Genomic DNA, 25236 nt, shown 5'->3' on the forward strand with positions numbered 1-25236 from the left:
CCGCAGGACAAAGCCGCTCGGGACGAGGCTCTATGCCCGCGCCAGCGCCCCCTCGATCATCCGCGCGACGGCGAGCGCCCGTCCGTCGTCGCCGAACCGGGCGATCACCTGCACGCCGAGCGGCAGCCCGTCGCCCGGCACCGGAACGGTGACGCAGGGTACGCCCATCAGGGTCCAGAGGCGGTTGAAGCGCGCATCCCCGGTCGAGCCGAGCCCCTTAGGCGCGCGACCGACGCTGGACACCGTCAGGATCGCATCGACATCCGCGAACAGCTCCTTGAGCAGGCGACGCGCCCGGTGCGCCTCGCGGCGGGCGGCGTCGTAATCGGCGGCGCTGAGATCCTGCGCCCGGTCGAGCTGGCCGCGCAGAACCGGCGGCAAGGCCTCCCGGTGTTCGGCATATTCCCAGGCGAGCGCTTGGCGCGCCTCAAAATCCTGCACGGTCGGGTGCGCGGCCCAGGCGCGTGCGAAGGGTTCCGGCGGGACGAGATCGCGCAGAACCGCTCCGGCCCGCTCGGCGGCACGGGCCGCGTGATCGAGCGCCGCGAGCGCGTCCGCATCGGCGCTCCCCGCGAAATCCTGAAGGCAGAGGGCGAGGCGCGGGTGCTCCGGGGCGGGCGCCTCGATGCCGGGCCGGTCCGCGATCAGCGCGAGCGCGTGGGCGATGTCGGCGACGGAAGCGCCGAACAGGCCGACCGTGTCGAGCGCCCAGGAGAAGGTCTTGACCCCGACCGTCGGCAGCAGCCGGAACGACGGCTTGATCGCCGCGATCCCGCAGAAGGCGGCCGGGCGGATCACCGAGCCGCCGGTCTGGGTGCCGAGCGCCAGGGGCAGCATCCCGGCGGCGATTGCCGCGGCCGAGCCCGAGGAGGAGCCGCCCGGCGTATGGCCGGGATCGTGCGGGTTCACGGTGGCGGCGGGGTCGAGGCCGGCAAAGGCCGTGGTCGCGGTCTTGGCGAGGGGCACGGCGCCGAGCGCGCGCAGCCGCGACACGATCGCCGCGTCGGCCCTCGGTCGCCAGCCGGAATAGATCTCCGAGCCGGACTCGGTCGCCATGTCGGCGGTGTCGATGATGTCCTTGATCCCCACCGCGATGCCGGCGAGCGGCCCGCTCTCGGGCGCTGGGGCCTCGGGCGCGGTGCGCAGCACGGCGCCGATGGCGGGGTCGCGCGCGGCGATCCGCTCGCGCGCCGTCTGAATCGCGTCCGCGGCCGAGAGGGTACCGTCCGCGACACGGGCGCGGATGTCGAGAAGCGAGATCATGCCCATCCGAGTCACGGTCCGTGTCGAATCTGTCAACAGCGCTCCACATGGGGGCGGATCCGATCGCGCATCGTTAGCGGCTCGTTTACGGGACGGTGCGCATCGTCGCGTCCATGTGGCGTAAAGCGTTAGCGTTCTCGGCTCTGGTGCTGTTCGGCGCGGGGCTCACGGGCTGTGCGATCAACCGGTTCGAGCGCCGGGAAGCATGGCGCGACCAGGCCGAACAGATGTGCATCGCGCGCAAGCTCGTGCAGCCGACGGCCTATGTCTCGCTCGCCAAGGAGATCGACGGCCCCGGCCCCTGCGGTATGCAGCAGCCGTTCAAGGTGACCCGGCTCGGTGGCGGCACGGTGGCGCTCAAGCAGCGCATGACGCTGGCCTGCCCGGCGCTCGCCGAGGCCGAGGCGTGGCTCGCCGACACGATCCAGCCCGCCGCCAACCTCTATTTCGGCGTGCCGGTGGCCGAGATCAACGCGGGCACCTATTCCTGCCGCGGCCGCAACAACCAAGCCGGTGCCAAGCTCTCCGAGCATTCGTTCGGCAACGCGCTCGACATCATGTCCTTCACGCTCGCCGACGGGCACGTCATCACCGTCAAGGGTGGCTGGCGCGGCACCGAGGCCGAGCAGGCCTTCCTGCGCGAGGTGTTCGTGGGCGCCTGCGCTCGGTTCTCGACCGTGCTGGCGCCGGGTTCCAACGTGTTCCACTACGACCACATCCACGTCGATCTGGCGATGCACGACCCGCGCGGCCTGAAGCGCATCTGCAAGCCGCTGCTGAAGTTCGAGTCGCAGCTCAACCTCGCCGACGGCTCGCCGCGGCCGCTGGCCTCGCCCCGCCCGCCCACGCGTCAGACCGTTCCGACCCAGGCCCCGATCGACGTCGAAGAGGACGATCCCTACGGTGTCGCGCCGACCTCCTCGCGCACGACCGGCACGCGCGTCGCTCGCGCGCCGGCCGCCCCGGCGCCGACGGCCTATGCCGCCGCTCCGGCCCCGAGCCGGCCCCGCTCCCCGGTTCCGGCGCATGACGCGGCCTACGCGCCGCTCTCGCTGGCCGCGCCCCATGCCTCGGATCACGGTTCGGACGAGCCAATCTATTAATCCTTCAGGGGTGTGCCCGGCGCACCCCAGCCCGGACCAAAAGCAGCGCGTGCGCCCGGTCGAAGCTTGACTTGAGCCAAGCGCAGCGCATCGTCTTTCGCCCATCCGGTGCCCGCTGCGCCAAGCCCTGAACGGGCCTGCGTCGTGCGACGGCACCCTCAACTGGCGGATCTGAGCGGCATGCGCCCGAACCTTCCCCTCGCCGTCCTGGCGCTCGGCCTCGTCACGGCCTCGTCCGTGCTGCCGGCGCACGCTCGCTCCGGCCGCGAGGAAATCTCGCCGGCCGAGGAGCAGACCTTCCCCTACGACGCCGACATTCCCGGCTGCCAGGACGCCGACGTTCTGGAGAAGGTCTCGACCCAGTTCGCCGAGAAGGAGGCGAAGTTCTGGAACTCGTCGCTGACGATCGTCTCCTACGAGCGGATCGAGCGCACGGCGTGGCGCCCCTACGGCGTCGACTTCATCCCGCGCCGCTTCTGCTCGGCCCTCGCCACCACGTCGGACGGGGTGCGGCGCAAGGTCGATTACTCGGTGCGCGAGAGCCTCGGCATCATCGGCTCGACCTGGGGCGTTGATTTCTGCGTCCACGGCCTCGACCGCAACAACGCCTACGCCTACGCCACCGCCTGCCGGATGGCGCGGCCCTGATCGGGGCGGGAAACTGGCAGCAGGGCGCGGATGCAAGCTTGACTTGCAGGCCGCGCCCGGCATCGTCCTGAGGCGTCCTGCCGCCCCCGAGTCCCGTCCATGCCCCGCCTCCGCCCCCTCGTCGCCCTGGCCCTCGGGCTGACCCTGGCCTCCGGTGCGGGCGCGCAGGATTTCGGCGGGTTCCGCCGCGGCGGAGAGCCCGGCAGTTTCGACTTCTACGTGCTGTCGCTGTCGTGGTCGCCGACCTACTGCGATGGCGAGGGTGCGCGCCGCGACCGGAACGGGCAATGCGCCCCGGGCCGCGGACTCGGCTTCGTGGTGCACGGGCTGTGGCCGCAATACGAGCGCGGCTTTCCCTCGAACTGCTCGGCGGTGGAGCGCCCGTTAACCCGCAACGCGGTCGAGGCTGCGGGCGAGATCATGCCGAGCGAGGGGCTGGCCCGCCACGAGTGGCGCACCCACGGCACCTGCTCCGGCCTCGATCCCCTCGCCTACTTCAAGGCGGTGAAGACGGCGCGCGAGGCGGTGACGATCCCCGAAGCCTTCGCGAAGCCGGATGCGAGCCTGCGCGCCGCCCCGATCGAGATCGCCCGCCAGTTCGTGATGGCCAACAAGGGCCTGCGCCCGGACATGATGTCGGTGACCTGCCGCCGCGGACAGTTGCAGGAGGTGCGGATCTGCTTCTCGAAGGATCTGCGCGGCTTCACCCCCTGCCCCGAGGTGGCGCGCCAGAACTGCCGGGCCGGCGAGGTGTCGGTCGACGCGGCGCGGTGACGCGAGCACGGCTTTCCTGATAAGCGCAGGCCTCACTCAGTGGGGACCATACCCTGAACTACCGTCACGCCTTCCACGCCGGCAATTTCGCGGATGTGCTCAAGCACCTCGTGCTGACCCGCGTGCTCGTCCATCTCCGGGCCAAGGACAAACCGTTCCGCGCCATCGACACCCATGCGGGCCTCGGCGTCTACGACCTTGAGGCGGACGAGGCCGGGCGCACGGGCGAGTGGCACGATGGCTTCGGCCGGCTCGACGTGCCGTTCGCGCCCGAGGTCGAGGCCCTGCTCGCGCCCTACCGCGAGGCGGTTGCGGCGGTGCGGGCGCGGTTTGGTGCCACCACCTATCCCGGTTCGCCCGCGATCATCCGCGAAGCCCTGCGGGCCGGCGACAAGGGCGTCTTCGTGGAGTTGCATCCGGCCGACGCGCAGACGCTGGCCCAGCGCTACGCCAGCGATTCCCGCACGAAGGTGATGCATCTCGACGGCTGGACCGCGCTCAACGCCCTGATCCCGCCGCCGGAGCGCCGCGGCCTCGTGCTGATCGATCCGCCCTACGAGGAGCGCGGCGAGATCGACCGTTTGGGCGCTCACTTGCTGAAGGCCGTGCGGAAATGGCCGACCGGGATCTATCTCGGCTGGTATCCGATCAAGGACGTGTCCGGGGTCGATCGCATGGCGGCGGCACTCGATGCGGGTCTGGAGCGGCCCGCATTGCGCCTCGATCTGATGATCGAACGGCCCGACGATCCGACACGCCTGACCGGCACCGGCCTCGTGGTCATCAACCCGCCCTGGACCCTGGCGGCGGAAGCGGAATTGTTCATGCCAGCTCTGGCCGAGCGGCTGGCCCGCAGCGGCTACGGTGCCTTCCGCAGCGAGCGGCTCGGGCCGGCGGAGTAGAACACCCGCCCCGCCCTCAATGCAGTGTCCCCTCCCCCGGCTCGGGCTCGGCACCCGGTTCGGGGATCGCCTCGGCAAAGGGGAATTCCAGGACGACCTCCCCGGCCTCGTCGGTGACGACGAGGATTGCTGTGACCAGACGCGGATCGCTGCCCTCTTCCTCCAGGCTGGCGCGGATCGTCGCCCGCGCCACACGCCAGGCCTGATCGGGATCGCGCAGCTCCACGCCCTCGTCGTCGGTGAGGGCGTCGGCGCCGATGCGGGTGTGGAAGAAGTAGCGTGGCACCGGGGAGGACAGCCTTACTTTGCGGAGCCCTGCTGTGGGCTCTGACCGCCGGACTTGTCCTTTTTGTTAGCCTCGTGGTGGCCGATGGCGCAACCGGCAGCGGCACCGGCCTTGCCGTGGCCGGCCATGCTGCCCGCCGCGCCGCCGACGACGGCGCCCTTGAGGCAGCCCTTGGCCTCGACCGGGCCGGCCAGAGCGGCCGCGCCGAGAGCGAGGGCGGCAGCGGTCAGAATCGGATGTTTCATCACGTGAGCCTCTGGTTGGCGCATCGTCCCGGCGCGATCATCGCAGGCCGATGCGAAGCGGGTGAGACGCCAACCGGCCGCGACCGCATCCGTTCCGCGGGCCGGTCAGGCCGCGATCCGGCCCTCGAGCGGGAACACCTTAGCCGGGTTCATCAGCCAGGCCGGATCGAACACGTTGCGCACGCGCATCTGCTGTTCGAGGTCGTCCTGCGTGTACTGGAAGCGCATCAGCTCGCGCTTCTCGATCCCGACGCCGTGCTCGCCGGTGAGGCAGCCGCCAACCTCGACGCAGAGCTTGAGGATCGCGTCGCCCGCGGCCTCGGCCTTCTGCAACTCGCCGGGCTTGTTGATGTCGAACAGGATCAGCGGGTGCAGGTTGCCGTCGCCGGCATGGAACACGTTGGCGACGCGAAGCCCCTGCTCGGCGCAGATCGCCTCGATCCGCTCCAGCACATGGCCGAGCTGGCCGGTTGGGATCGTGCCATCCATGCAGATGTAGTCGGAGATGCGCCCGGTGGCGCCGAAGGCGGATTTCCGGCCCTTCCAGATCGCGGCGGATTCGGCTTCCGATTTCGAGACGCGGATGCTGGTCGGGTTGAACCCGGCGGCGATCGCCTCGATGCGCGCCAGCATGTCCGTGCATTCCTCGTCCGAGCCTTCGACCTCGATGATCAGCATCGCGGCGGCGTCGCGCGGGTAGCCGGCCTTAGCGAAGTCGTCGGTGATCAGGATCGCCTCGCGGTCCATGTACTCGATGGCGACGGGGATGATGCCCGCCGCGATGATCGCCGCGGTGCAGGCGCCGGCATCCTCGACCGAGGAGAAGCCGACCAGGGCCGGGCGCGCGCCTTCCGCGGCGCGCAGGATGCGAACGGTGGCCTCGGTGACGATGCCGAGCTGGCCTTCCGAGCCGCAGATCAGGCCGAGCAGGTCGTAGCCGCCGGAATCGAGATGCTCGCCGCCGAGCTCGACCACGGTGCCGTCGTTGGTCACGAGCGTCACGCCCATGAGGTTGTTGGTGGTCACGCCGTATTTCAGGCAATGCGCGCCGCCGGAATTCATGGCGATGTTGCCGGCGATGGTGCAGGCGAGCTGGCTCGACGGGTCGGGGGCGTAGAAGAAGCCCTCATGCGCCACCGCCCCGGAGATCGCGAGGTTGGTGATGCCGGCCTCGACCCAGGCGATACGATTGGCGAAATCGAGATCGAGGATGCGCGTCATCTTGCCCACCCCGAGGATGATCGCATCCTCCTGGGCGATGGCACCGCCGGCCAGCGACGTGCCGGCGCCGCGCGGCACCACCCGTACGCCGTTGGCGTGGCAGAAGGCCATCACCGCCGAGACCTCGCGGGTCGTGGAGGGCAGCACCACGGCGAGCGGCATTTTGCGGTAGGCGGTGAGCCCGTCGGTCTCGAAGGCGCGGCGCTCGTCCTCCGTCGTCACCAGAGACTCCGGCGCCACCAGCGCGGACAGCCCCTCGATGATCGCCTCGCGGCGGGCGACGACATCTGCATCCGGCGCGGGGAAGGCGATCGACATGGCCGGCATCTCCTCCAGAGATTTGTTTTTTACGTCTTCGTTCCGGCGATCCACAGCGCCGTGCAGGGCCTTCAGCCCCGCTTCAGCCGCCGCAGTTCAGGTTCAGCCCGGACGACGTCGGACGCGCATTCTAACGGAAAGTCTCCCGAGACGCACGGCGGTTCCCACCGACCCATGCAGCCACCGAAAGGACCGGAAGCGTCTTCGTGAAGTCACCTCGGCTGGACGCGTGCCCGGCATAGTCTATATCTGTTCTAAGGCTAAAAGCTCTGCCATAAGCAGGCCGGCTTCGGCCGTTCAAGGAGGAAAACAACGATGCGTCATCTCATCCTCGGCGCCGCCCTCGCGCTGCTTCTGCCTGTCGCCGCCCATGCCGAGGGCGATGCCGCCGCCGGCGAGAAGGCGTTCGCGCCCTGCAAGGCCTGCCACAATTTCGAGAAGAACGGCGTCGGCCCGACCCTGAAGGGTGTCGTCGGCGCGAAGGCCGGTGAGGGTGCCGACGGCTACGCCTTCTCCGACGCGCTGAAGAAGTCCGGCCTCACCTGGGACGAAGCCAACCTCAAGGAGTGGCTTGCCGATCCGAAGAAGAAGGTGCCCGGCACCAAGATGGTCTTCCCCGGCATCAAGGACCCGAAGAAGGTCGACGACATCATCGCCTACCTCAAGACGAAGTCCTGAGGCTCCGCGCCTCCGAAATTCGATCGGACCAAACAGGAAAGCCGCCCCTCGGGGCGGCTTTCTTCGTTTCAAATCCCTGAGTGACCGGCGGGTGCGTCAGCGAGACGCGTTCGCCGCCGGCAATTCGGTGCTGCCGGCACGAGCATGCAGCTCGTCGCGCATGGAAGCGAGGTTGTCGAGGAGCGCGCGCCGCTCATCGAGGGTCATCCCGGTCATGCCGCCCACCGTGTGCGGCAGGCAGTCCATCTTGCCCTTGAGCCCACGCCCCTTGTCCGTGAGGAAGATGCTGACCTGGCGCTCGTCCGGCCGGTCGCGGGCGCGGCGGACATGGCCCGAGGCCTCCAGGCGCTTGAGCAGCGGCGTGAGCGTGCCGGAATCGAGGAAAAGGCGGCTGCCGATCTCCTTGACCGAGAGCCCCTCCTCCTCCCACAGCACCAGCAGCACGAGATATTGCGGGTAAGTCAGCTCGTGATGGGCCAAGAGGCTGCGATAGGCGCGACCGAAGGCATGCGCCGCCGCGTAGACGGCAAAGCAGAGTTGGCTGTCCAGGGATTGCGGGTCATCGCGGCCCGTTTGACTCATGACACTCTTCCTCGGTGCGCCCACGGCGCACTGGCGTTTCAAACCCGCAGACAGGTTCGGCACCGACGGATATGGGGACGGCGAGCCGCCTCCGCGAATCATTGGGCCGCCCCGCGATCCGCCGCCGCCATCGGATGAGAGGCCTGCGTGAAAAGGCAGCAGCCCCTTGGGCCCCTGCGCTCTCGCGCGATCCGCGTCCCGGCCAATGGCAGCCGCGCGGTGGAATCCCTGCGACAGACCTAAGACTCAGACCCTAAAGAAAAATCGTCGTGGGTACAATCGAACCACGCGCATGGCTTTCACGGTCACCCGCATGGACGCGGCGCTCGCGAAAGCCGCTGCGGCGGAAATAATCCGCCCGTTCCTCGAAGAACGACCCACGCGTCCGTGGGCCGAAGCGGGATCGGGTGAACCGGCGGCCAGGGGCGGCGATCCTTCGGGCGGTCGGCCCCACGCGCCTGCAATCGCTGTGGACGGCCAAGACGGCACCGGCGCTCGGGGCAGCGGAGCGGAGGCGTTCAGCCCCTGCCTCTTCAGTTCTGCCCTTAGCTCTTGCCCTTCCCCGGCTCCTCTCCCGTCGGCTCGGCCGGGCTGTCGATGGTGCAGGACACTGCCTGCACCGCCGCATCGGCTACCGCGCGCTCGCTCGGCAGCGCGGCGATCACGCGGACCACCGCGAAGCCGCGCCGGGCGGGGGCAACGATGCGCACGTCGCGCGTCACCTCGCCGGCCACGTCGTTGGCCAGTGCCTCGTCGAACTGGGCGCGGGTCATCACCACGAGATCGAGCCCGCCGCGCACCGCCGCCTGATCGGTCACCGCGTAGAAGGCGCCCCGGCGGCTGTGCATCGAGACCGACAGCATCAGCGAGCCGGCCTGGGCCGAGACCCGCATCGGCCCGTCGTCGAGGTCGTAGGAGCACACGCCGACCGAGACCGCCGGATCGGGATTGGGCAGCCATTCGCCGTTCGCCGCGGGCGCGCCCGCAAGGCCGTGGATGCGCAAGGGGTGGTCGAGCGTCTCGCTCGCCCGGGCGCGCGTGAAGGCATCGCCCTCCGAGAAACGCGGAATCGCCAGAACCGTGGCGATGTGGACGATGCCGGCGATGACGAGGCCGCAGGCAGTGGCGAGCCAGAAGGCGCTGCGGCTCATGACCCGCACCCCGTGCGCTCGATCACCGGCAGGGTATCCCGGTCGAGCGAGCCGACGCTCGCGGCCACCGGCGTGTCGTAGAGGCGCAGCGCCAGCCGCACCGGCCCCCTCGGCCGCGGCATCGGCAGCCAGTTTCCGGGCTGGACCTCGGGGCTCAGCAGGATCGCGAAGCGGCCGTCGGTCTCGCGCAGGATCTCGGTCGAGGTAAAGCCCGTCCGCACCGGCTCCTGACCCGGCGCCAGCGCGCCACGGCCGGTCACGGTGAGGGTCCAGGCGCGGGCCGGAGGCGTCACGCCCGCAAGGCGATAGCTGCAGGCGGCGTCCAGCGTCCGCCCGTCATCGTCGCTGGCAGCGGTCAGCAGCATGCCCTCCCCGACCGCGAGGGGAATGTCGCTGCGCCGGGCGTTGACGGCGCGCGCATAGGGGTCGGAATCGAGCGAGCCCGCCCGCGGCCACGCCGTCCAGCTTCCGATCGCCGTCCCGCCGAAGGGATAGCCGCCGCTGGTGGCGTAATCGGCACTGGCGAGGCCCAGGAGACCGCCGAGGGTGAGCGCGTAGACGAACAGCCCGACGCGCGAGCTGCGCGAGGCGGCGCCCCGCGCGAGGCGACCCAGGTGCTTGGGTAGCCGCTTGGGCCGCCGCGTGGATAGTTGTTTGGGCAAGCGCCCGGACGGCTCGGCGCCCGCATCCTCACGCAGAGATGTTCCGGCCGCCGGGCCGACTCCACTCGACAGGGCCATGGGGTCGGCCTCAGGGCGTCCCGAAGCCGCCGGAGGCGCGCGCGCCCTCGGCGACATCGACGGGCACGAGGCCGGGCGCCCGCATCCGATCGGGGGCGACGGCGCCGGAGCGCGCCGGATCGCTCTTGCCGGGCTCGCTTTTGGCGGCGGAGCGGTTGGTCTCGACGTTGCGGAACAGGCCGTTGAGGCCTGACAATACCTCGAAGGAACGGCGCGAGAGCCGGCCGCCGGTGCTGGCGGCGGCCGCCGCGCCGTCGGCCTGCGCCTGGGCGGCCTGCGGCGCGCTCCGGCGATCGTTCAGGCCGGGCATCGGCTTCAATTCGATGCCCTGATGGGCAGGGGCCATGATCTCGTGCCACGTCATCGCGGGGAGCGAACCGCCGGTCATCTTGTTGGTCGGGCTGTGGTCGTCGTTACCGTACCAGACGGCGCCGACATAGTTGCCGGTGTAGCCGACGAACCACGCGTCGCGGTAGCCATTGGTCGTGCCGGTCTTGCCCGCGACCTTCACGCCCTCGATCTGGGCCTTTCGCGCGGTGCCCTCCTCGACGACCTTGTTGAGCATGTAGTTCATGTCGGCCGTCACCTGGGACGACAGCACCTGCACCGGCTTCTCGTCGGCGTGGCGGTAGATCACCTCGCCGCTGGAATTGCGCACCTCGCTGGCGACGTAGGGCTTGGCGACCTTGCCCCCGTTGGCGAACACGGCAAAGCCGGCCGCTTGATCCATTACCGTCACCTCGGTAGCGCCGATCGGCAGCGAGGGCGTATCGGTCAGCGGCGTCGTCACGCCCATCGCTTTCGCGAGCTGAATGATCTTCTCGCGGCCGGCCTTCGCCGCCTTCCAGTCGTGGGTGATGCCGAGCCCCTTGCCGATGGCCGTGGTGACCTTGATCGGGATCGTGTTGACCGATTTGGCCACCGCGAGCCACATCGGCTGGCGCCCGGAATAGGAGCGGCCGTAATTCTGCGGGCACCAATTGCCGACGCAGACCGGCGAATCCACCACCTGCGTGTCCGGCTTGAACAGGCCCGAAGCGAGTGCTGCAGCGTAGACATAGGGCTTGAACGAGGAGCCCGGCTGGCGCAGCGCATCGGTGGCGCGGTTGAACTGGCTCTCGCCGTAATCGGCACCGCCAACCATGGCACGCAGCGCCCCGTCGGGATCGAGGATCACCACGCCGGCCTCGTCCACGTCGTACTGGTCGCCCAGCCGCCGCAGCATGTTCTCGACCGCTTGGTCGGCGGAGCGCTGGATCGAGAGGTCGAGCGGCGTCTTCACCGTGAGCACGCGGTCGTTGCGGAGCTTGCCCGCATCGGCCATCCGCTTCACCTCGTTGAAGGCCCAATCGAGGTAGTAGTCGGCGGTGATGTCCTTGGTGCGGGTCACCGGGGTCGCGGGGTTGCGCAACGCCGTCTGGATCTGGCCTTCCGTGACGAAGCCTGCCTCGACCATGTTGTGCAGCACGTCCACCGCCCGGCCGCGGGCGGCGGGCAGGTTGACGTTGGGCGAGTATTTGGTCGGCGCCTTGAACAGGCCGGCGAGCATCGCGGCTTCCGCCAGCGTGATGTCCTGCAGCCGCTTGCCGAAATAGTAATCCGCCGCCGCTACCGCGCCGAAGGTGCCGCCGCCCATATAGGCACGGTCGAGATAGAGCTTGAGAATCTGGTTCTTGGTCAGGTGCGCTTCGAGCCAGAAGGCGAGGAACGCCTCGTTGACCTTGCGCTCAAGCGAGCGCTCGTTGGTCAAGAACAGGTTCTTGGCGAGCTGCTGCGTCAGGGTGGAGCCACCCTGCACGTTGCCCTTGCCGGAGGAATTCGAGACGAGCGCGCGGGAGGTGCCGATCGGATCGATGCCCCAATGCTCGTAGAAGCGCCGGTCCTCGGTCGAGAGCAGCGCCTTGATCATCAGTTCGGGAAAGTCGTCGAACTTCAGCGAGTCGTCGTGCTTGATGCCGCGGCGTCCGACCTCGGTGCCGTAGCGGTCGAGGAAGGTGACGGCGAGATCCTGGGCCTTCAGCCAGTTGTCGCTGGTGAGGTTGAAGGCGGGCTGAGCCAGGAACAGCAGCAGCAGGGCGCCCGCCGTGCCGATGGTCACACCCTCGCTGGTGAGGTCGAGGGCGTAGCGCTTCCAGCCGCGGACCGAGAAGACCTGCATCCGCGCCTGGAAGCGCTCGTAGGCTTCTGTCGTGGAATGGCCGCCCTCGTACAGGCTCGCATTGACCCAGGCATCGAAGGCCAGGGCCGCGCGGCTGATCCGCGTCGTCAGCGTCTTGAGGCGGGGCAGGCGCAAGGCGGCTTCCGGTTTCTTTCGACGTTGTCCGGGTCGGCGTAGAGAAAGCCCGGGCAACGATTATCCGATACGTTCTGTATCAGGACACGCGCCGGCCCGCGAGCTTTCGCTTCCGTTAAGGAACGCGAACGGCGGGCCACCGTCCCCCGGCGGACCACTTACCGCGCATTAACCTTAAGAAGCCTGTGGCAGCCGAATCCGGCGGGCGGATGGCGGATCGTCCGGTCCCGCTTGCTCCTGGCGGCGGCATGCGGCAGGAGGGGCACCTTGTCCCGAAACGATACGATGGAAAGCGAGCGAGGCGCCAGATATGGCCGAGCGCAGCGAAGGGCCGTTCTGGCGCGTGAAGACGCTCGAAGCGATGAGCCCGGCGGAGTGGGAGAGCCTGTGCGACGGCTGTGGCCGCTGCTGCCTGCTCAAGCTCGAGGACGACGACACCGGCGAGATCCACCACACCGATGTCGGCTGCACGCTGCTCGACACCCATACCTGCCGCTGCCGCGACTACCGCAACCGTGCCAAGCGCGTGCCGGATTGCGTGCAGCTGACGCCGGAGGCGGTGCGCACGATCCCCTGGCTGCCGCCGACCTGCGCCTACCGCCTCGTGCGGGAGGGCCGCGACCTGCCGGCGTGGCACCCGCTGAAGACCGGCCGCCGGGCCAGCGTCCACGATGCCGGCATCTCCGTGCGCGGGCGCGTCGCCGGCAACGAGGAGGAGTTTGCCGAGGACGAATTGGTCGAGCGCATCGTCGCATGGCCGGACGAAGCCGCCTGAGCGGGCATTTCAGGCTGCACGCGCGAGAAACGGCGGCAGGCACGGCAAGGGTAGCGACCGAGATCGCGGCAGGGTCACCACGGCGAGGTTGAAATCGAGGGCCGCCTCGATCCCCTCCCGCCACAAGGAAAGCGGCGTCGGCTGCGGGAGACGGATCGCTCCCTCGCTCTCGCCCTCACTCAGGCGCAGCTCGGCGCCGAGTCCCGCGACCAGCCGCCGCATCGCGACGTTGTGGGGCAGGCAGCGCAGGCGAAGCTCGACGAGGCCGCGATTGCGGGCGGCCTCGGCCAGACGCCGCAGCAGTTTCAACCCGAGGCCGGCCCGCCGAAACCCCCGCTCCACCGTCAGTGCGGCCTCTGCCCGCCGGGCGTCCGCCTGCCCAGGGCCGAACGGGCGCAATTCGCCGATCGCCCGCAGGGTGCCATCCACGAAGACGCCGACGATCAGGCCGGGCGCGACCATCGCCTGCGCCGCATAGGCCGCGGCCGTCCGGTCACCGACCGCGGCCATGAAGCGACTCGCACGGGTTTCCGGATCGAGGCGCAGGAAGAAGGCGTGCACCGCTGGCCCATCGCTCGGCCAGAGGCGGCGCAGACTCGGTCGGCCCCGTATCGCGCCGAGGGGGCGGCCTGAGGGACGATCGTCGGAAAAGGTTGAGAGGGACATCGGGGAGGTGAAGAACTCTTGCGGCGCACCGGGTCGGCGATTTGCCCGCGCGGCCTCCCTCTCCGGCACGGACAGAGCCAATTTGGCGCGGCTTTCGGCTTACCGCAATGCAGCAAAGTGCTGAATCTCCGCGTGAGCCCGCATGGCTGGTCTGTCCGCTTCTTCCAGGCCTGCAACCGGAGGTGACAGAAGGATCGCATCGATCTTCGCCGGCAAAGGCCCGGATTTCTGATATCCTGTTACCTTTTATTTAAATGCTGACGGATACCCTGAATCCATGCGGCGAGAATCGAATTACATCAGCAACGAGGAAGGATCGGTGGCCGTCGAGTTCGCCCTCGTCGGAGCAGCGTTTATCCTTACACTGCTTTTCGTGATGGCGTCCGCACTGGTCGGGTATATCAATCAGACCCTCGACAACGCGACGATACGGGCCTCACGCCAGATCCTGACGGGGGGCCTTCAGTCTCAATCGAGTGCGGCAACGCTGGAGGGTTTCAAGCAAACCCTCTGCGGATACCTGCCCGCGACGCTTTCTTGCGACAACCTTATCGTCAATCTCTACGTCGTGCCCAAGGCAGGCCAACCCAGCGGGTACTACGCCTACGTCTCCTCCGACTTGAGCGGCGTGACCGTCGCCAATCTGGCCACCGGGTCAGGGCAATTCAATCTCGGAAGCCGGGGAGACTACCAGTATCTGCAGGTCATCTACCCGATCACGTTCCTACCTCCGCAGATTTCATACTGGTTGAGCGGCGGCGCGACCTACAAGGGCAAGCCGGCTTATCTCGCGGTCTCGGCTGCGGCTTTTCGCAACGAGCAGTACTGATGGCGGACGGCTCCCCCCGCACGCCCCTTCCCGCCGCGCGGCGCGGCGCGGCACCGGAGAGCACCCCCGCCCTCCGGGCGCTGGCGGCGCTCCGACACGTCCGCGCCGGCCTCGGGGCGCAGGCGGAACGCTTCCGTGCCGCGGAGGGCGCGGTGGCCGCGATCGAGTTCGCCCTGATCCTGCCCACGCTGCTGCTGATCCTGTTCGCGGGCACCCAAGTGGTCGCCTACGTCAACGCGACTCGCAAGGTTGAACTCGTCGCGCACTCGATCAGCCAGATGATCTCGCAATCGGTGCCGCCGGACACCTCGACCGTCGCCCGGGTCAACGCCACCGACCTGCATTTCAGCTACGACGCCACCCTCGTGCTGTTTCCCTACGTGATGAAGGATGCCAAGCGGCAGGGCCGGTCGTGGTGGGAGAACATCTCGATCAATTATGCCAGCATCCAGTTCAAGGCGAAGAACACCGCCTGCCAGAACAATTCCGACACCAGCACCGACCTGAGCCCCTGCTACAATGCCAACGTGGTCTGGACGACCACCGGCACAGCTCAGCCCGGCGGCGCCAATTACCGTCCTTGCGATACGCCGCAACTGCCGGCCGATGACGACGCAACGCCGAGCCGGGTCACCCTGCCGCGATCCACCTACGGGCCCGGATCGCTGGTGGTGATCGATGTGGCATTCGACTTCACGCCGACTTTCGGGTCGGGCTTCGTCCCCGCCGTGCGGATCGCGCGATCGGCCTATGTGCAGCCGCGCTACGCGTCGCTGGTGAACTTCGACACAACCAACAACGACGGGATCGCGACCAAATGCACCGGCTATTGACCCGCGCAGGCCGGCTCAAGGGCCGGGCGACGGCACTGGCCTCGAACGCCGAGGGCAGCATCAACGTCCTCTTCGCGCTCGCCGTGCTTCCGACCATCGGCCTCGTCGGCCTCGGCGTCGATTACGGCATGGCGATCAGCAGCAAGACGCGGCTCGACAACGCAGCGGACGCCGCCGCGCTCGCGGGCGTCGTGACAGCCAAGGAGTTCATCGCCGCCAACGCGCAGCAGAGCGACGTGACGGCGTCCGGCATCAAGGCGGGCGAGTCCCAGGCCCTCAAGGCCTTCAACGCCAATGCCAGCAAAGTCCCGTTCGCAACGGTCTCTCTTTCTCAACTCGAGATCGTACGAACCGGACAAACCCTCGATGCGACGGTCAGCTATACGGCCACCGTTCAAAGCACGTTCGGCAGGATCTTCGGGCTTTCGGCGACGACCCTGACCAACCGGGTCAATGCCTCAGTCGACCTCGCAAGCTACCTCGATTTCTACCTGATGGTGGACGTATCGGGCTCGATGGGTCTGCCGACGAAAGATTCCGACGCTGAAGTGCTCGCCATGCAAAGCAAGGAGAAGCAGGGAAACTGCCAATTCGCGTGCCACTTCCCAGACAGTGTCGGCTGGACCAAGGCGGCGGGAAAAATCCAGTTGCGGTCCGACGCGGTGAACAACGCGGTCTGCGAACTTCTGAAACGGGCCTCGACGCCGGTCGTGCCGAACCAGTATCGAATCGGCATCTATCCGTTCATCAATCAATTGGCGACACTCGCGCCCCTCACCGATACCACCACGTCTCTTGCCGCGCTGAGAACGGCGGCTCAGTGCGACAAGGTTTGGCCGCTCGCTTTCACCAATCTGCTCGATACGGGCAGCACGCAACTCTTCACGAACAACGATCCGAAGACCGGCACCGGCAGCGGTGGGACTCATTTCGAGGCGGCCCTGCCGAAGATGAAGTCGACCATCAAGCCCTACGGCAACGGCTCCGCCTCAACGAACTCGAGGCCGTTCGTGTTTCTGATCACTGACGGCATGCAGAACAGCCAGTCGTACTCAGCGTGGAAGGATACGAAGACATTTTCTGGAAATCCTTCGAAATTTGCAGGCTATCCCAACGCCGACTGGAACGGCTCGCAACCCGCTCAGATCGATCCGTCGAAGTGCACGGATCTCAAAAACGCCGGTGCGACCATCTCAGTTCTGTACATACCCTACAACATTGTAAAAAATTACAACAATGACAGCTATATTGTTTGGGAGAATGGCCGCGTCAATCAATTCAGTCCGACCCTCGCAGATCCTCTTCGGAAATGCGCATCGCCGGGATTTTTCTACACGGCCAATACCCAGGATGATATCACCGCTTCACTCGGCGCAATGTTCAAACAGGCACTGAGAGTCGCTCGCATCACTCAATAAAACACAGCTGCGCCGAACCGCATGGTGGTGCGGAACGAGAGAATGGAAGAATGAGCGGCCTGGAGCCGCTTCCCGCGGTAAAGTCATGGGGAGCGGCTCCGGCGTGTTGAGGTCCGAGCATGGTCGCGCTCGATCGACCCTGTCAGGAAGCCTCCGCTTCGGATCGCGGCGGATGTTTGCAGGGTTGCCCAGCACCGGCTTGATCGCGCCGCCGCCGCGCGGCAGAGCGGGACGAGCCACACCGCCCGCCTCCTCCGCAGGTTCACTTGCCGGAGGAGCCGCTCCCTCACGTGAACGATCGGCCGGGATGCCCGAGACCCATACGCCCTCCGACCATGCCCGCGCCGGCGCGGCGCCGCACGGCCGGGTCCGCGAACGCTACGACGCCCTCGTGGCCTCGGGTGCGATCGAGCGGGATTCGTCCCAGATCCGCCTCGTCCAGGCCCTCGACCGGCTGGTGCAGAACTTGGAGCGCCGCCGCCGGGCGAAGAAGGGCAGCGCGCTGGGCTGGCTGTTCGGCCGCAAGGACGACGATGTCGGGCCGCCCAGGGGGCTCTACATCTGGGGCTCGGTCGGACGCGGCAAGACCATGCTGATGGACCTCTTCCACGAAGTCGCGCCGGGCCCGAAGCGTCGAGTCCATTTCCACGGCTTCCTCGCCGACGCGCACGAGCGAATCCACGCCCACCGCCAGGCCCTGAAACGGGGCGAGGTGAAGGGCGACGACCCGATCCCGCCGGTGGCCGAAGCGCTGGCAGCGGAAGCGACGCTGCTCTGCTTCGATGAGTTCACGGTCACCGACATCGCCGACGCGATGATCCTGGGGCGCCTGTTCGGAGCCCTGTTCAAGCGCGGCGTGACGGTGGTGGCGACCTCGAACGTCGAGCCCGACCGGCTCTACGAGGGCGGCCTCAACCGCGCGCTGTTCCTCCCCTTCGTGGCGGAGCTGCAGCAGCGGGTCGAGGTGCTGCGCCTCGATTCCCGCACCGATTTCCGCCTGGAGAAGCTCGGCGGCAGCTCGGTCTACCATGTGCCGGCCGACGCGGCGGCCGAGGCCGCGCTCGACGCCGCCTTCAAGGCGCTCTCAGGGCGCGCGAAGGGCCAGCCGAGTACGGTGAAGGTGAAGGGCCGCGCGGTTCCGGTGCCGGAAGAAGCCGGCGGCGTCGCCCGCTTCGGCTTCGACGACCTGTGCCGCAAGCCGCTCGGCGCCTCCGACTACATGGCGCTCGCCGACAGCTTCCACACGCTGATCGTCTCGGGGATTCCGGTGATGGGCGAGGCGGAGCGCAACGAGGCCAAGCGCTTCATCACGCTTATCGACACGCTCTACGACGCGCACGTCAAGCTCGTCGCCTCGGCCGCGGCGGAGCCGACCGAACTCTATACCGCGGCGCAGGGCCGCGAGGCGTTCGAGTTCGAGCGCACCGCCTCCCGCCTGATCGAGATGCGCTCGGAGGAATATCTCGGCACGCCGCATGGGCGGGCGCCCTCCGAGTCGAGCGCCGGCTTGGCCGAGACCTAAGCCCCCTCCCCCGCGGCACCGGGTTTCGTGCGCGGCAACGGCCGGCTGAGATAGGGTGAGCCAGGCACCAGGAAGCGCCAGGGCGCCTCGACCCCGCGGCTGATGCCGATGCGGGTCGTCGCCGCGACCGGCATCGGCCGCTCCGGCGCCGCCCAGGCGAAGGGCGCCAGGTCGAGCGGCAGGCCATCATGCAAGAGGTCGATGCCGAGCGCCTGGGCGAGCCGGCCCGGCCCGGCACAGAGGAGGCGCGGCGCGTCGAGCCCGCGGCGGGTGCGCATCGTCTCCAGACCCGCATTCGGTTCGAGCGCCCGCAGCAGCACGGCGCTGCCGGTCTCGCAGACGAGGTTGAGGCACCAGTGCAGGCCGTAGGAGCGGTAGACGTAGGCGCGGCCCGGCGGCCCGAACATGCTGGCGTTGCGCCGCGTCGGCCCTGCGAAGCTGTGCGAGGCCGGATCGCTCCGGTCGTAGGCCTCGGTCTCGACGATGAGGCCGCCGACGCCGTCGACGAACAGCCCGTGGCCGATCAGTTCGGCGGCAACGGTCGCGGCGGGGCGGTCGAAGAAGGCGAGAGCATCGTCCTGGATACCGGATCCAGGGCGCCGCTCTCGTCTTTTGTTTTGCATCGTCTTTCTCCGAAAGCCGGCGTCCACCTTTCGGGACGATGCCCCAGGTTCATCGCGCCCGCCTCCGCCCGATCAGGACGCCTTCTGCAATTCGGCCCGAACACGGGCGACGCCCGGCGGCTTGAGTTCGAGCGCCAGCCGCACCGCGTCCTCGAGATACGCCTGGGGGGTGATCCCGGCACGACCCGCCGCCCGCGACAGAGCGTTGGCGAGATCCGCGCTCAACGCCACCTGCACCGTCTTGGATTGCACCGGCTGCGCCGGCGCCAGGGCGGGCGAGGCATCGGCCGGCGGGGGCACCGCTTCACCGGACGTCTTGCCGCTCAGGGCCTCGCGGCGGCCGAGGGTGGCGAGACGGTCGGCGCGCTCGTTGCCGGCCTCGCCGGCATGGCCGCGCACCCAGGTCCAGCGCACGTCGCGGGCTGCGGCCAGTGCGTCGAGGCGCTGCATCAGGTCGATGTTCTTCACCGGCCCCGTGGCGGTGCGCCAGCCCCGCGCCTTCCAGCCGCGCATCCACTCGGTGACGGACTTGACCACGTACTGGCTGTCGCAGCGCATCTCGATCGCGGCGCCCTCGGGAAAATGCTCCAGGGCGCGGATCGCGGCGGTCAGCTCCATGCGGTTGTTGGTGGTGGCGAGCTCGCCGCCGTACAGCTCGATCGTCCCGGTGGGGGCCTGGATCACCGCCGCCCAGCCGCCGGGGCCGGGATTGGGGTCACAACCGCCATCCGCGTAGACGATGGTTCGCATCGGTCCCATTCGCTTTCAGCCCTGTCCCTGCCGTGTCCGGACCGGGGCTAATACACGCCCGCTAATATTTGGCCACGACCGGCGCGGCCAAGACCGCCTGAACCGGCAGCTCGACGAGGCCGCAGCGGGCGGCCGCGTCCGGTGGCAGCAGCGGGTCGAGGAGCCCGCGGCGCCCTTCGAGGAAGGCGAGCGCCTGCTCGGCCGACGCCGCCTCGCGGCCGGGCATCTCGATCAGGAAATGCTCGAGCGCGTAGCGATAGCGGGCGATGCGCAGGGATGTTTCCAGGCGCACCCACGCCACGAGGCAGCGGTTCTCGGCGACCCGCATCGCGGCCTGCCGCACATCCCGATCGTCGAGGCTCTTCGAGAACGGCAGCGCGCGCAGGCGCACACCGTCCGCCTCGAAGACACGCCCGGCGACGGCCGCGAAGATCGGGATCAGCCGACCGTCGGCCACGGCGTCGTCCGACAACCTGCGGTAGCGGGAATAGGGAGAGTGAAACGACTCGGCGATCAAATCGTTGTGATAGACGGGAATATCGTCACGCCGCCAACGCGACGGCAGCACGCGGGCTCGGGTCAGGTTGGCGAGCGCGTCCGAGAAGGCGGCGTGGTCGTCGGCGGGCATCAGGAACCGCCAGGCCCGATCGCGCAGGACCGTCTCGTCATCGGTCAGTGGAAAGGCTGAAGCCGGCGCACCGCGTTCGTAGGCGGCCACCGTCCCCGTGGTCTCGATCAGGCTGTTCCAGGCGCTCGGGGCCGGGCGGCCGAAATCACCCTCCTGTGCGCAAGCGCCCAGCAGCAGGGCCAAAAGCAGGCCGGCGGATCGAGAACCGGCGCGCGTCACGAGCGGCGGCGGCGCGGAACCGGCAGAGCCTCCGCCTCCGGCATCCTCTCGTAGCGCACGCCCATGAACAGCAGGATCTGACCGCGCGGCGCATCGTCCGCCTCGCGGCGGAAGCGGCGGGTCGTCGCGGGGGCGAAGGGCACGACGGAGCCGGTCGCGCCGCCCTCGCCGTGGCCCGGCTTCGCCGTGGGGGCGGGAGGGGACGCTGAGGAAGGCGTCTTGGAGGGGGCGGTCGTTGAAGGCGTCATGGGCCTGTCCCGTCGATGTGTGTGGCGGCCGGCTCCCGCCCTGCGGCCTCCCGGAGCGGGCGAGCAGCATGGGGCGAGTGCTCGTCGTGAGCGGGACGGGCCCGCCCCGGCCGGGCGATCTCAGGCCAAGCTCAGCACGACGTGGTTAACGGAGTGTTTCAACGCACGCCGCGTTCCGCCTGCCTCCGGCGAGATACGTGACGTCGGCACGACCTGTTTCGCGGACGGCACGGTCCTTGCGAAGTTGAGTTTGCCCATGGCGGGCGTTTCCTCCCTTGACTTCGGCCCCGCGCGATTGCGCTGCGGGGCCGTTTCTTTGTCGGGCGGGTTTTCTCAGGTCACGCCGGAGGCCCGGACGGGCGCGAGAGAGCGGGTGCAACGGAGGCGTGCTGCGCTTGCTAACGAGGGGGGATGCCCGATATGCGGACCCAACCCAACTTTGATCGAGCGAAGGACAAGGCAGGATGCGTCCGGACTTCACACGATTCGGCAGCCTAGCGCGCGGAGTGTCCGCGGCCCTGAGACTGGCGCCTCTCGCTCTGCTGGCTCTGGTGGCGGCAAGCCCGGCCCAGGCCCAGCGCGAGGACCAGGGGCTGCAACTCGGCTGCGCCAACGACTATTTCCGGCTCTGTGCCGGCGTCGATCCGAACAGCCAGGATGCCGATGCCTGCATGACCCGCAACCGCTCCCGCCTCTCGCCGGAGTGCAAGTCCGCCATCAGCGATTACGACCGGCGCAGCGGGGGCGGCTCGCAGTCCCGCGGCCAGCGCTAGCGCGCGTTCCGACGGAGCGGCCACCGGTTCGTCGGAAGAATGCGCCTTACACGATGACTGAGAGACGCCGACCTGATGCCATCAGGTCGGTTACGGTCCTGAAGGGGGGCTCCCGGAGTGCCTCACACAACGCCCGGGCGCTGAGCATCGCCCCACCGGCCGTGGCGGCGCAGCGGGCACGATGTGAGAGACCCTCGGGCTCCGGTCCCCTCAGAGGATCGATCGGAACGGAGCAGGCTCGCCAAGAGCCCGCAGTTTCGCCCGCTGTTTCGGCGGAACGCGCAGCAATTCGGGGACGAGCATGGCGTTGACCGTCGCGGTCCAGATGGACCCGATCCAGTCGATCCGCATCGCGGGCGACACCACCTTCGGCCTGATGCTGGAAGCGCAGGCGCGCGGTCACAGCCTCTACACCTACACGCCGGACCGGCTCTCGATGCAGGGCCGGCTGGTCACGGCCTACGCCCAGCCCGTGACGGTGCAGGATGTCGAGGGCGCGCACGCGACCCTCGGGGCCCCGGAGCGCATCGACCTCGCCGAAGTCGACGTGGTGCTGATGCGCCAGGATCCGCCCTTCGACATGGCCTATGTCACGGCCACCCACATGCTGGAGAAGGTTGCCGGGCGCACTCTGGTGGTCAACGATCCGGCCGAGGTCCGGAACGCGCCGGAGAAGCTGTTCGTCCTCGACTTCCCCGAATTGATGCCGCCGACCCTGATCTCTCGCGACAGCGCCGAGATCGAGGCGTTCCGCAAGGAGCACGGCACGGTGGCGATGAAGCCGCTGCACGGGCATGGCGGCGCGGCGGTGTTCCGGGTCACGGAGGAGGATCCGAACTTCGGCTCGATGTTCGACCTGTTCTCCGCCACCTTCCGCGAGCAATGGGTGGTGCAGCGCTTCCTGGAAAAGATCACCGAGGGCGACAAGCGCATCATCCTCGTGGACGGCGAGCCGATGGGCGCGATCAACCGCGTGCCGGCTAAGGGCGACATCCGCTCCAACATGGTCCGCGGCGGCGCGGCCGGCGCCTCCGATCTGACCGAGCGTGAGCGCGAGATCTGCGCCACCATCGGGCCGGAGTTGAGACGCCGCGGCTTGATCCTGGTCGGCATCGACGTGATCGACGGTCATCTCACCGAGATCAATGTCACCTCCCCCACGGGCATCCGCACCATCAAGCGGCTCGGCGGCCCCGATCTCGCCGTCTCGGTCTGGGACGCGATCGAGGTGCGGCTCGCCGCCCGCCGCAGCCTCGGCGCCTGACCGCCGCCTTAGACGGGGTCGTCTCGGACGATCAGCCCTTTCCCATCGCGATCGGGGCCTACCGAAACACCGGGAGCCCGAGCCCGATCAGGCCGAGGCCGAGGATCAGCAGGAGGCCGGACAGGGTTTCGGCCAGCGCCGCGCGCGCGCCGAAGCGGTGCGCCTGAGCCGCCAGCCCGACACCCGCGACAAGACAAGCGACGCTCGCGACCATCAGCACGGGCGATCCAGCAGGCGGACGACACCCCGGCCCGCGAGACAGGCGCGGCCTGGCCCCATCCCGAGACCATGGACGGGAATGCAGTTAGACTCCGCTGGGGGCGACGCAGGCGGCCGTGCAGTCGGGCTTAAGGCTGACGGTTCGAACATCGATCTCGGCATCGGACCTGTTTCCGCCGCGTCCGCGGAAGCGGATGGCAGCGCGAAGACATGAGGGATCGGCGGGCACGCCGCGTGGCGCAGGCCATTACGTGTCACGGGGGCAAAAGGTTTTCCCGGCGCGCTTCCGACGGCCGTCCCCGTCACCGCCGCCTCGGGCCCGCGAGCTTTACCGCATGGGACCTTTATTCGCCCAGGATTTCTGGATGAGTCCAGGGGCGATACACAATTCCTTGCAACAGATTGCGGAGCATGACCTGGACGGCAATACCGGAAACAAATCTCATGAAATGACCCATCGATCGGAAGCGTGCATCAAGATTGTATCCACTCGAACGCGCAGCATCTGAGATGGCGATAAAACGAGGCTTTTCGGCAAATCGAAGGCCCATCTAGATGATTTCTCTAAACTCTAATCCAAAAATCAGAATATGAATTCATTTTCTGCAATTTAAAAGTGAATTCGCTCGAAAAATTAGCCTTCTGGAAGCACATCAGGCCTCCCCGCGCGGCGTCGCATTGAGTTCGGCCCAATCGAGTTCTTCTTCCAGCACGAGATAAGCGTCGTCGCCGATCCGGCCGTTCCGGCGCAGGGTCAGGAGACGGTCGCGGGCGGCGTGGATCGCGCGGCGGCGGGGCTCGTCGGTCGGCAGCCCTTCCGGGGCGAGGCCCTCCTCATGCGCCTCGGCTTGGGCCAGCGCGGCATGGAACTCCCGGCGCAGAGCATCCGCCGCCTCCGAGCGGTCGTTCTTCAGAGCCTCGACCGCGGCGCCATAGGCCTCGGCCCGCGCCCGGCCGACCTCGCGGCCGACAGGATCGCTATCCTCCAGCCCGAGCCATCCCAGGATCGGGCGCAGGCTCAAGCCCTGGAGCACCAACGTACCGATCACCACGCAGAAGGCGGTGAGCACGATCAGGTCGCGATAGGGAAACGCGCCGCCCTCAGGCCCGCCCTCGGGCAGGGCCAAAGCCGTGGCGATGGTGACGAGGCCGCGCATCCCCGACCACGAGACGGCAAAGCCGGCGCCGAGACCGAGATCGCGGGCCGGGCCAAGGTCATCCGGCTGATCGGAGGCGATGCCGAAGCCGACACGGCGGATGGCGCTCGCCGGCAAAACCCACGCGATGCGAACGAGGATCACGGTGACGACCACGGCGCCGCCGACGGAGGCATACGCGAATTCCTGCTCGGGCGTCATCCGCGCCAGGATCGGCCCGATCTGCTCGCCGATCAGCACGAAGGCGAGGACGTTGAGCACGAAGATCGCCGTTTCCCAGACCGCGTTCGAGATCACCCTCGGGCGCGGCGACGTCTGGCCGGGGGCGTAGCGGGCGACGGTGATCGCGAAGCTGACTACGGTGAGCACCCCGGACAGCTCCATCGCCTCGGCGGCGATCCAGAGGCCGAAGGCGGCCGCGAATTGCAGCACGATGACGCTGGCCGGCTCATCGACGCGGCGCAGGATCCGCAGGTAGACGAGTGCGGCGAGCGGCCCCGCCACGAGGCTGCCGACGACACCGATCAGGAAGGCCGGCGCCACCTCGGCAAAGGCGAAATGGCCGGTCATCGCTGCCGCCACGCCGAGCCGGTAGATCAGCAGCGAGGCGGCGTCGTTCAGAAGGCTCTCGCCGCGCAGGATCGTGGCGAGGCGGTGCGGCAGGGAGACGTGGTTGAGCACCGACAGCGCCGCCACGGCGTCCGGCGGAGCGACAATCGCCCCGAGCACGATGGCGGCCGCGAGCGGCATGTCCGGCACGAGCCACAAAGCGACCGCCGCGACCGCCGCGGTCGTCGCCGCCACCGCGCCGACGGCGAGCCCGGCGATGGGGCGGGCATTGCGCACGAGGTCGCGCAGCGATGTGCTGTAGCCGGCATCCATCAGAACGGGTGCGAGGAACAGCGCGAGCGCCAGCTCCGGATCGAGCGTGAGGCTCGGCACGCCGGGCACGAAGGCGAGCCCGACACCACCCAGGGCCAGGAAGGCGGGATAGGGCGCGCGCAGGCGCCGCGCCAGGGCAGCGAGCAGAACCGCGCCGACCAAGACGCCGACGATCCAGTGGAACACGAACATGAAGGAAAACGGGTCCGAGGCGCCCCCGTGCCGA

The 25236-nt window shown here is 68.5% G+C and carries 27 protein-coding genes; 12 read left to right on the plus strand and 15 right to left on the minus strand.

The features are described 5' to 3' along the window. Window positions 1-30: 30 nt before the first annotated feature. On the minus strand, window positions 31-1263 hold the full coding sequence (locus tag MSPGM_RS03915; protein WP_003603747.1) for an amidase: 1233 nt from the start codon (window positions 1261-1263) through the stop codon (window positions 31-33). 113 nt (window positions 1264-1376) lie between these two features. On the opposite strand from MSPGM_RS03915, the gene MSPGM_RS03920 reads away from it, so the two are divergent. The 4 genes from MSPGM_RS03920 to MSPGM_RS03935 all read left to right on the plus strand — a co-directional run bounded on the left by MSPGM_RS03920 (window position 1377) and on the right by MSPGM_RS03935 (window position 4690). After that, window positions 1377-2366, plus strand: a complete 990-nt coding sequence (locus MSPGM_RS03920; RefSeq protein WP_043766682.1) for an extensin family protein — start codon at window positions 1377-1379, stop codon at window positions 2364-2366. 180 nt (window positions 2367-2546) lie between these two features. Then, window positions 2547-3014: a hypothetical protein gene (locus MSPGM_RS03925; RefSeq protein WP_003605391.1), complete on the plus strand. Its 468-nt coding sequence runs from the start codon at window positions 2547-2549 to the stop codon at window positions 3012-3014. A gap of 99 nt (window positions 3015-3113) precedes the next feature. Next, window positions 3114-3788 (plus strand): ribonuclease T2 family protein, encoded by a 675-nt coding sequence (locus tag MSPGM_RS03930; RefSeq protein ID WP_003605389.1) that lies wholly within the window; start codon window positions 3114-3116, stop codon window positions 3786-3788. Window positions 3789-3883: 95 nt separating this feature from the next. Then, entirely contained in the window at window positions 3884-4690 is an 807-nt protein-coding gene (locus tag MSPGM_RS03935; RefSeq protein ID WP_003605387.1) for a 23S rRNA (adenine(2030)-N(6))-methyltransferase RlmJ, read from the plus strand. 16 nt (window positions 4691-4706) lie between these two features. On the opposite strand, the gene MSPGM_RS03940 is transcribed toward MSPGM_RS03935, so the two are convergent. The 3 genes from MSPGM_RS03940 to MSPGM_RS03950 form a co-directional block, all read right to left on the minus strand. Beyond that, window positions 4707-4976 carry a DUF6894 family protein gene (locus MSPGM_RS03940; RefSeq protein WP_003605386.1) on the minus strand — a complete coding sequence of 90 codons (270 nt, stop codon included), beginning with the start codon at window positions 4974-4976 and terminating at the stop codon, window positions 4707-4709. A 14-nt stretch (window positions 4977-4990) separates the two neighbouring features. Beyond that, window positions 4991-5221: a hypothetical protein gene (locus tag MSPGM_RS03945; RefSeq protein ID WP_003605384.1), complete on the minus strand. Its 231-nt coding sequence runs from the start codon at window positions 5219-5221 to the stop codon at window positions 4991-4993. 105 nt (window positions 5222-5326) lie between these two features. After that, window positions 5327-6760 (minus strand): FAD-linked oxidase C-terminal domain-containing protein, encoded by a 1434-nt coding sequence (locus tag MSPGM_RS03950; protein WP_003605382.1) that lies wholly within the window; start codon window positions 6758-6760, stop codon window positions 5327-5329. 315 nt (window positions 6761-7075) lie between these two features. Here MSPGM_RS03950 and MSPGM_RS03955 point away from each other — a divergent pair, with 315 nt between their 5' ends. Then, window positions 7076-7438, plus strand: coding sequence for a c-type cytochrome (locus tag MSPGM_RS03955; RefSeq protein ID WP_003605380.1), 363 nt, complete (start codon window positions 7076-7078; stop codon window positions 7436-7438). 96 nt (window positions 7439-7534) lie between these two features. On the opposite strand, the gene MSPGM_RS03960 is transcribed toward MSPGM_RS03955, so the two are convergent. From MSPGM_RS03960 to MSPGM_RS03975, 4 genes are all read right to left on the minus strand, one after another. Continuing rightward, window positions 7535-8020: a MarR family winged helix-turn-helix transcriptional regulator gene (locus MSPGM_RS03960; RefSeq protein ID WP_003605378.1), complete on the minus strand. Its 486-nt coding sequence runs from the start codon at window positions 8018-8020 to the stop codon at window positions 7535-7537. A gap of 545 nt (window positions 8021-8565) precedes the next feature. Continuing rightward, window positions 8566-9171 carry a hypothetical protein gene (locus MSPGM_RS03965; RefSeq protein ID WP_003605377.1) on the minus strand — a complete coding sequence of 202 codons (606 nt, stop codon included), beginning with the start codon at window positions 9169-9171 and terminating at the stop codon, window positions 8566-8568. After that, window positions 9168-9911: a DUF1214 domain-containing protein gene (locus MSPGM_RS03970; protein WP_003605375.1), complete on the minus strand. Its 744-nt coding sequence runs from the start codon at window positions 9909-9911 to the stop codon at window positions 9168-9170. Before MSPGM_RS03970 ends, MSPGM_RS03965 begins: the two co-directional genes overlap by 4 nt. 10 nt (window positions 9912-9921) lie before the next feature. After that, window positions 9922-12204, minus strand: coding sequence for a transglycosylase domain-containing protein (locus MSPGM_RS03975; RefSeq protein WP_012752178.1), 2283 nt, complete (start codon window positions 12202-12204; stop codon window positions 9922-9924). Window positions 12205-12514: 310 nt separating this feature from the next. Here MSPGM_RS03975 and MSPGM_RS03980 point away from each other — a divergent pair, with 310 nt between their 5' ends. Further along, window positions 12515-12979: a YcgN family cysteine cluster protein gene (locus tag MSPGM_RS03980; RefSeq protein ID WP_003604853.1), complete on the plus strand. Its 465-nt coding sequence runs from the start codon at window positions 12515-12517 to the stop codon at window positions 12977-12979. Window positions 12980-12988: 9 nt separating this feature from the next. On the opposite strand, the gene MSPGM_RS03985 is transcribed toward MSPGM_RS03980, so the two are convergent. Next, on the minus strand, window positions 12989-13645 hold the full coding sequence (locus MSPGM_RS03985) for a GNAT family N-acetyltransferase (protein ID WP_043765862.1): 657 nt from the start codon (window positions 13643-13645) through the stop codon (window positions 12989-12991). A 277-nt stretch (window positions 13646-13922) separates the two neighbouring features. Here MSPGM_RS03985 and MSPGM_RS03990 point away from each other — a divergent pair, with 277 nt between their 5' ends. The 4 genes from MSPGM_RS03990 to zapE all read left to right on the plus strand — a co-directional run bounded on the left by MSPGM_RS03990 (window position 13923) and on the right by zapE (window position 18247). Further along, entirely contained in the window at window positions 13923-14474 is a 552-nt protein-coding gene (locus MSPGM_RS03990) for a TadE/TadG family type IV pilus assembly protein (protein ID WP_041357431.1), read from the plus strand. Next, entirely contained in the window at window positions 14474-15307 is an 834-nt protein-coding gene (locus tag MSPGM_RS03995; RefSeq protein ID WP_003604856.1) for a TadE/TadG family type IV pilus assembly protein, read from the plus strand. The genes MSPGM_RS03990 and MSPGM_RS03995 overlap by 1 nt, the downstream gene beginning before the upstream one ends. Next, window positions 15292-16725 carry a pilus assembly protein TadG-related protein gene (locus MSPGM_RS04000; RefSeq protein WP_043765866.1) on the plus strand — a complete coding sequence of 478 codons (1434 nt, stop codon included), beginning with the start codon at window positions 15292-15294 and terminating at the stop codon, window positions 16723-16725. Before MSPGM_RS03995 ends, MSPGM_RS04000 begins: the two co-directional genes overlap by 16 nt. Window positions 16726-17032: 307 nt before the next feature. After that, window positions 17033-18247, plus strand: a complete 1215-nt coding sequence (zapE, locus tag MSPGM_RS04005; RefSeq protein ID WP_003604858.1) for a cell division protein ZapE — start codon at window positions 17033-17035, stop codon at window positions 18245-18247. Here zapE and MSPGM_RS04010 read toward each other — a convergent pair. From MSPGM_RS04010 to MSPGM_RS04025, 4 genes are all read right to left on the minus strand, one after another. After that, entirely contained in the window at window positions 18244-18870 is a 627-nt protein-coding gene (locus MSPGM_RS04010; protein WP_003604859.1) for a DNA-3-methyladenine glycosylase, read from the minus strand. The two genes, zapE and MSPGM_RS04010, sit on opposite strands and share 4 nt — an antisense overlap. Window positions 18871-18942: 72 nt before the next feature. Continuing rightward, window positions 18943-19620 carry a ribonuclease HI gene (gene rnhA, locus MSPGM_RS04015; RefSeq protein WP_012752183.1) on the minus strand — a complete coding sequence of 226 codons (678 nt, stop codon included), beginning with the start codon at window positions 19618-19620 and terminating at the stop codon, window positions 18943-18945. A gap of 61 nt (window positions 19621-19681) precedes the next feature. Continuing rightward, window positions 19682-20467, minus strand: a complete 786-nt coding sequence (locus MSPGM_RS04020; protein ID WP_261926173.1) for a hypothetical protein — start codon at window positions 20465-20467, stop codon at window positions 19682-19684. Further along, entirely contained in the window at window positions 20464-20715 is a 252-nt protein-coding gene (locus tag MSPGM_RS04025; protein WP_003606299.1) for a hypothetical protein, read from the minus strand. Before MSPGM_RS04025 ends, MSPGM_RS04020 begins: the two co-directional genes overlap by 4 nt. Window positions 20716-21179: 464 nt before the next feature. On the opposite strand from MSPGM_RS04025, the gene MSPGM_RS04030 reads away from it, so the two are divergent. After that, window positions 21180-21488, plus strand: coding sequence for a hypothetical protein (locus MSPGM_RS04030; RefSeq protein WP_003606302.1), 309 nt, complete (start codon window positions 21180-21182; stop codon window positions 21486-21488). A gap of 301 nt (window positions 21489-21789) precedes the next feature. Further along, on the plus strand, window positions 21790-22752 hold the full coding sequence (gene gshB, locus MSPGM_RS04035) for a glutathione synthase (protein WP_003606304.1): 963 nt from the start codon (window positions 21790-21792) through the stop codon (window positions 22750-22752). Between the two features lie 58 nt (window positions 22753-22810). Here the strand turns inward: gshB and MSPGM_RS04040 are convergent, their stop codons facing one another. Both MSPGM_RS04040 and MSPGM_RS04045 read right to left on the minus strand, forming a co-directional pair. Next, on the minus strand, window positions 22811-22966 hold the full coding sequence (locus MSPGM_RS04040; protein WP_003606306.1) for a hypothetical protein: 156 nt from the start codon (window positions 22964-22966) through the stop codon (window positions 22811-22813). 658 nt (window positions 22967-23624) lie between these two features. After that, on the minus strand, window positions 23625-25202 hold the full coding sequence (locus MSPGM_RS04045) for a Na+/H+ antiporter (protein WP_015821387.1): 1578 nt from the start codon (window positions 25200-25202) through the stop codon (window positions 23625-23627). Window positions 25203-25236 lie beyond the last annotated feature (34 nt).

It is taken from the genome of Methylorubrum sp. GM97, assembly GCF_024347855.1.
GTDB classification, from domain to species: Bacteria; Pseudomonadota; Alphaproteobacteria; order Rhizobiales; family Beijerinckiaceae; genus Methylobacterium; species Methylobacterium extorquens.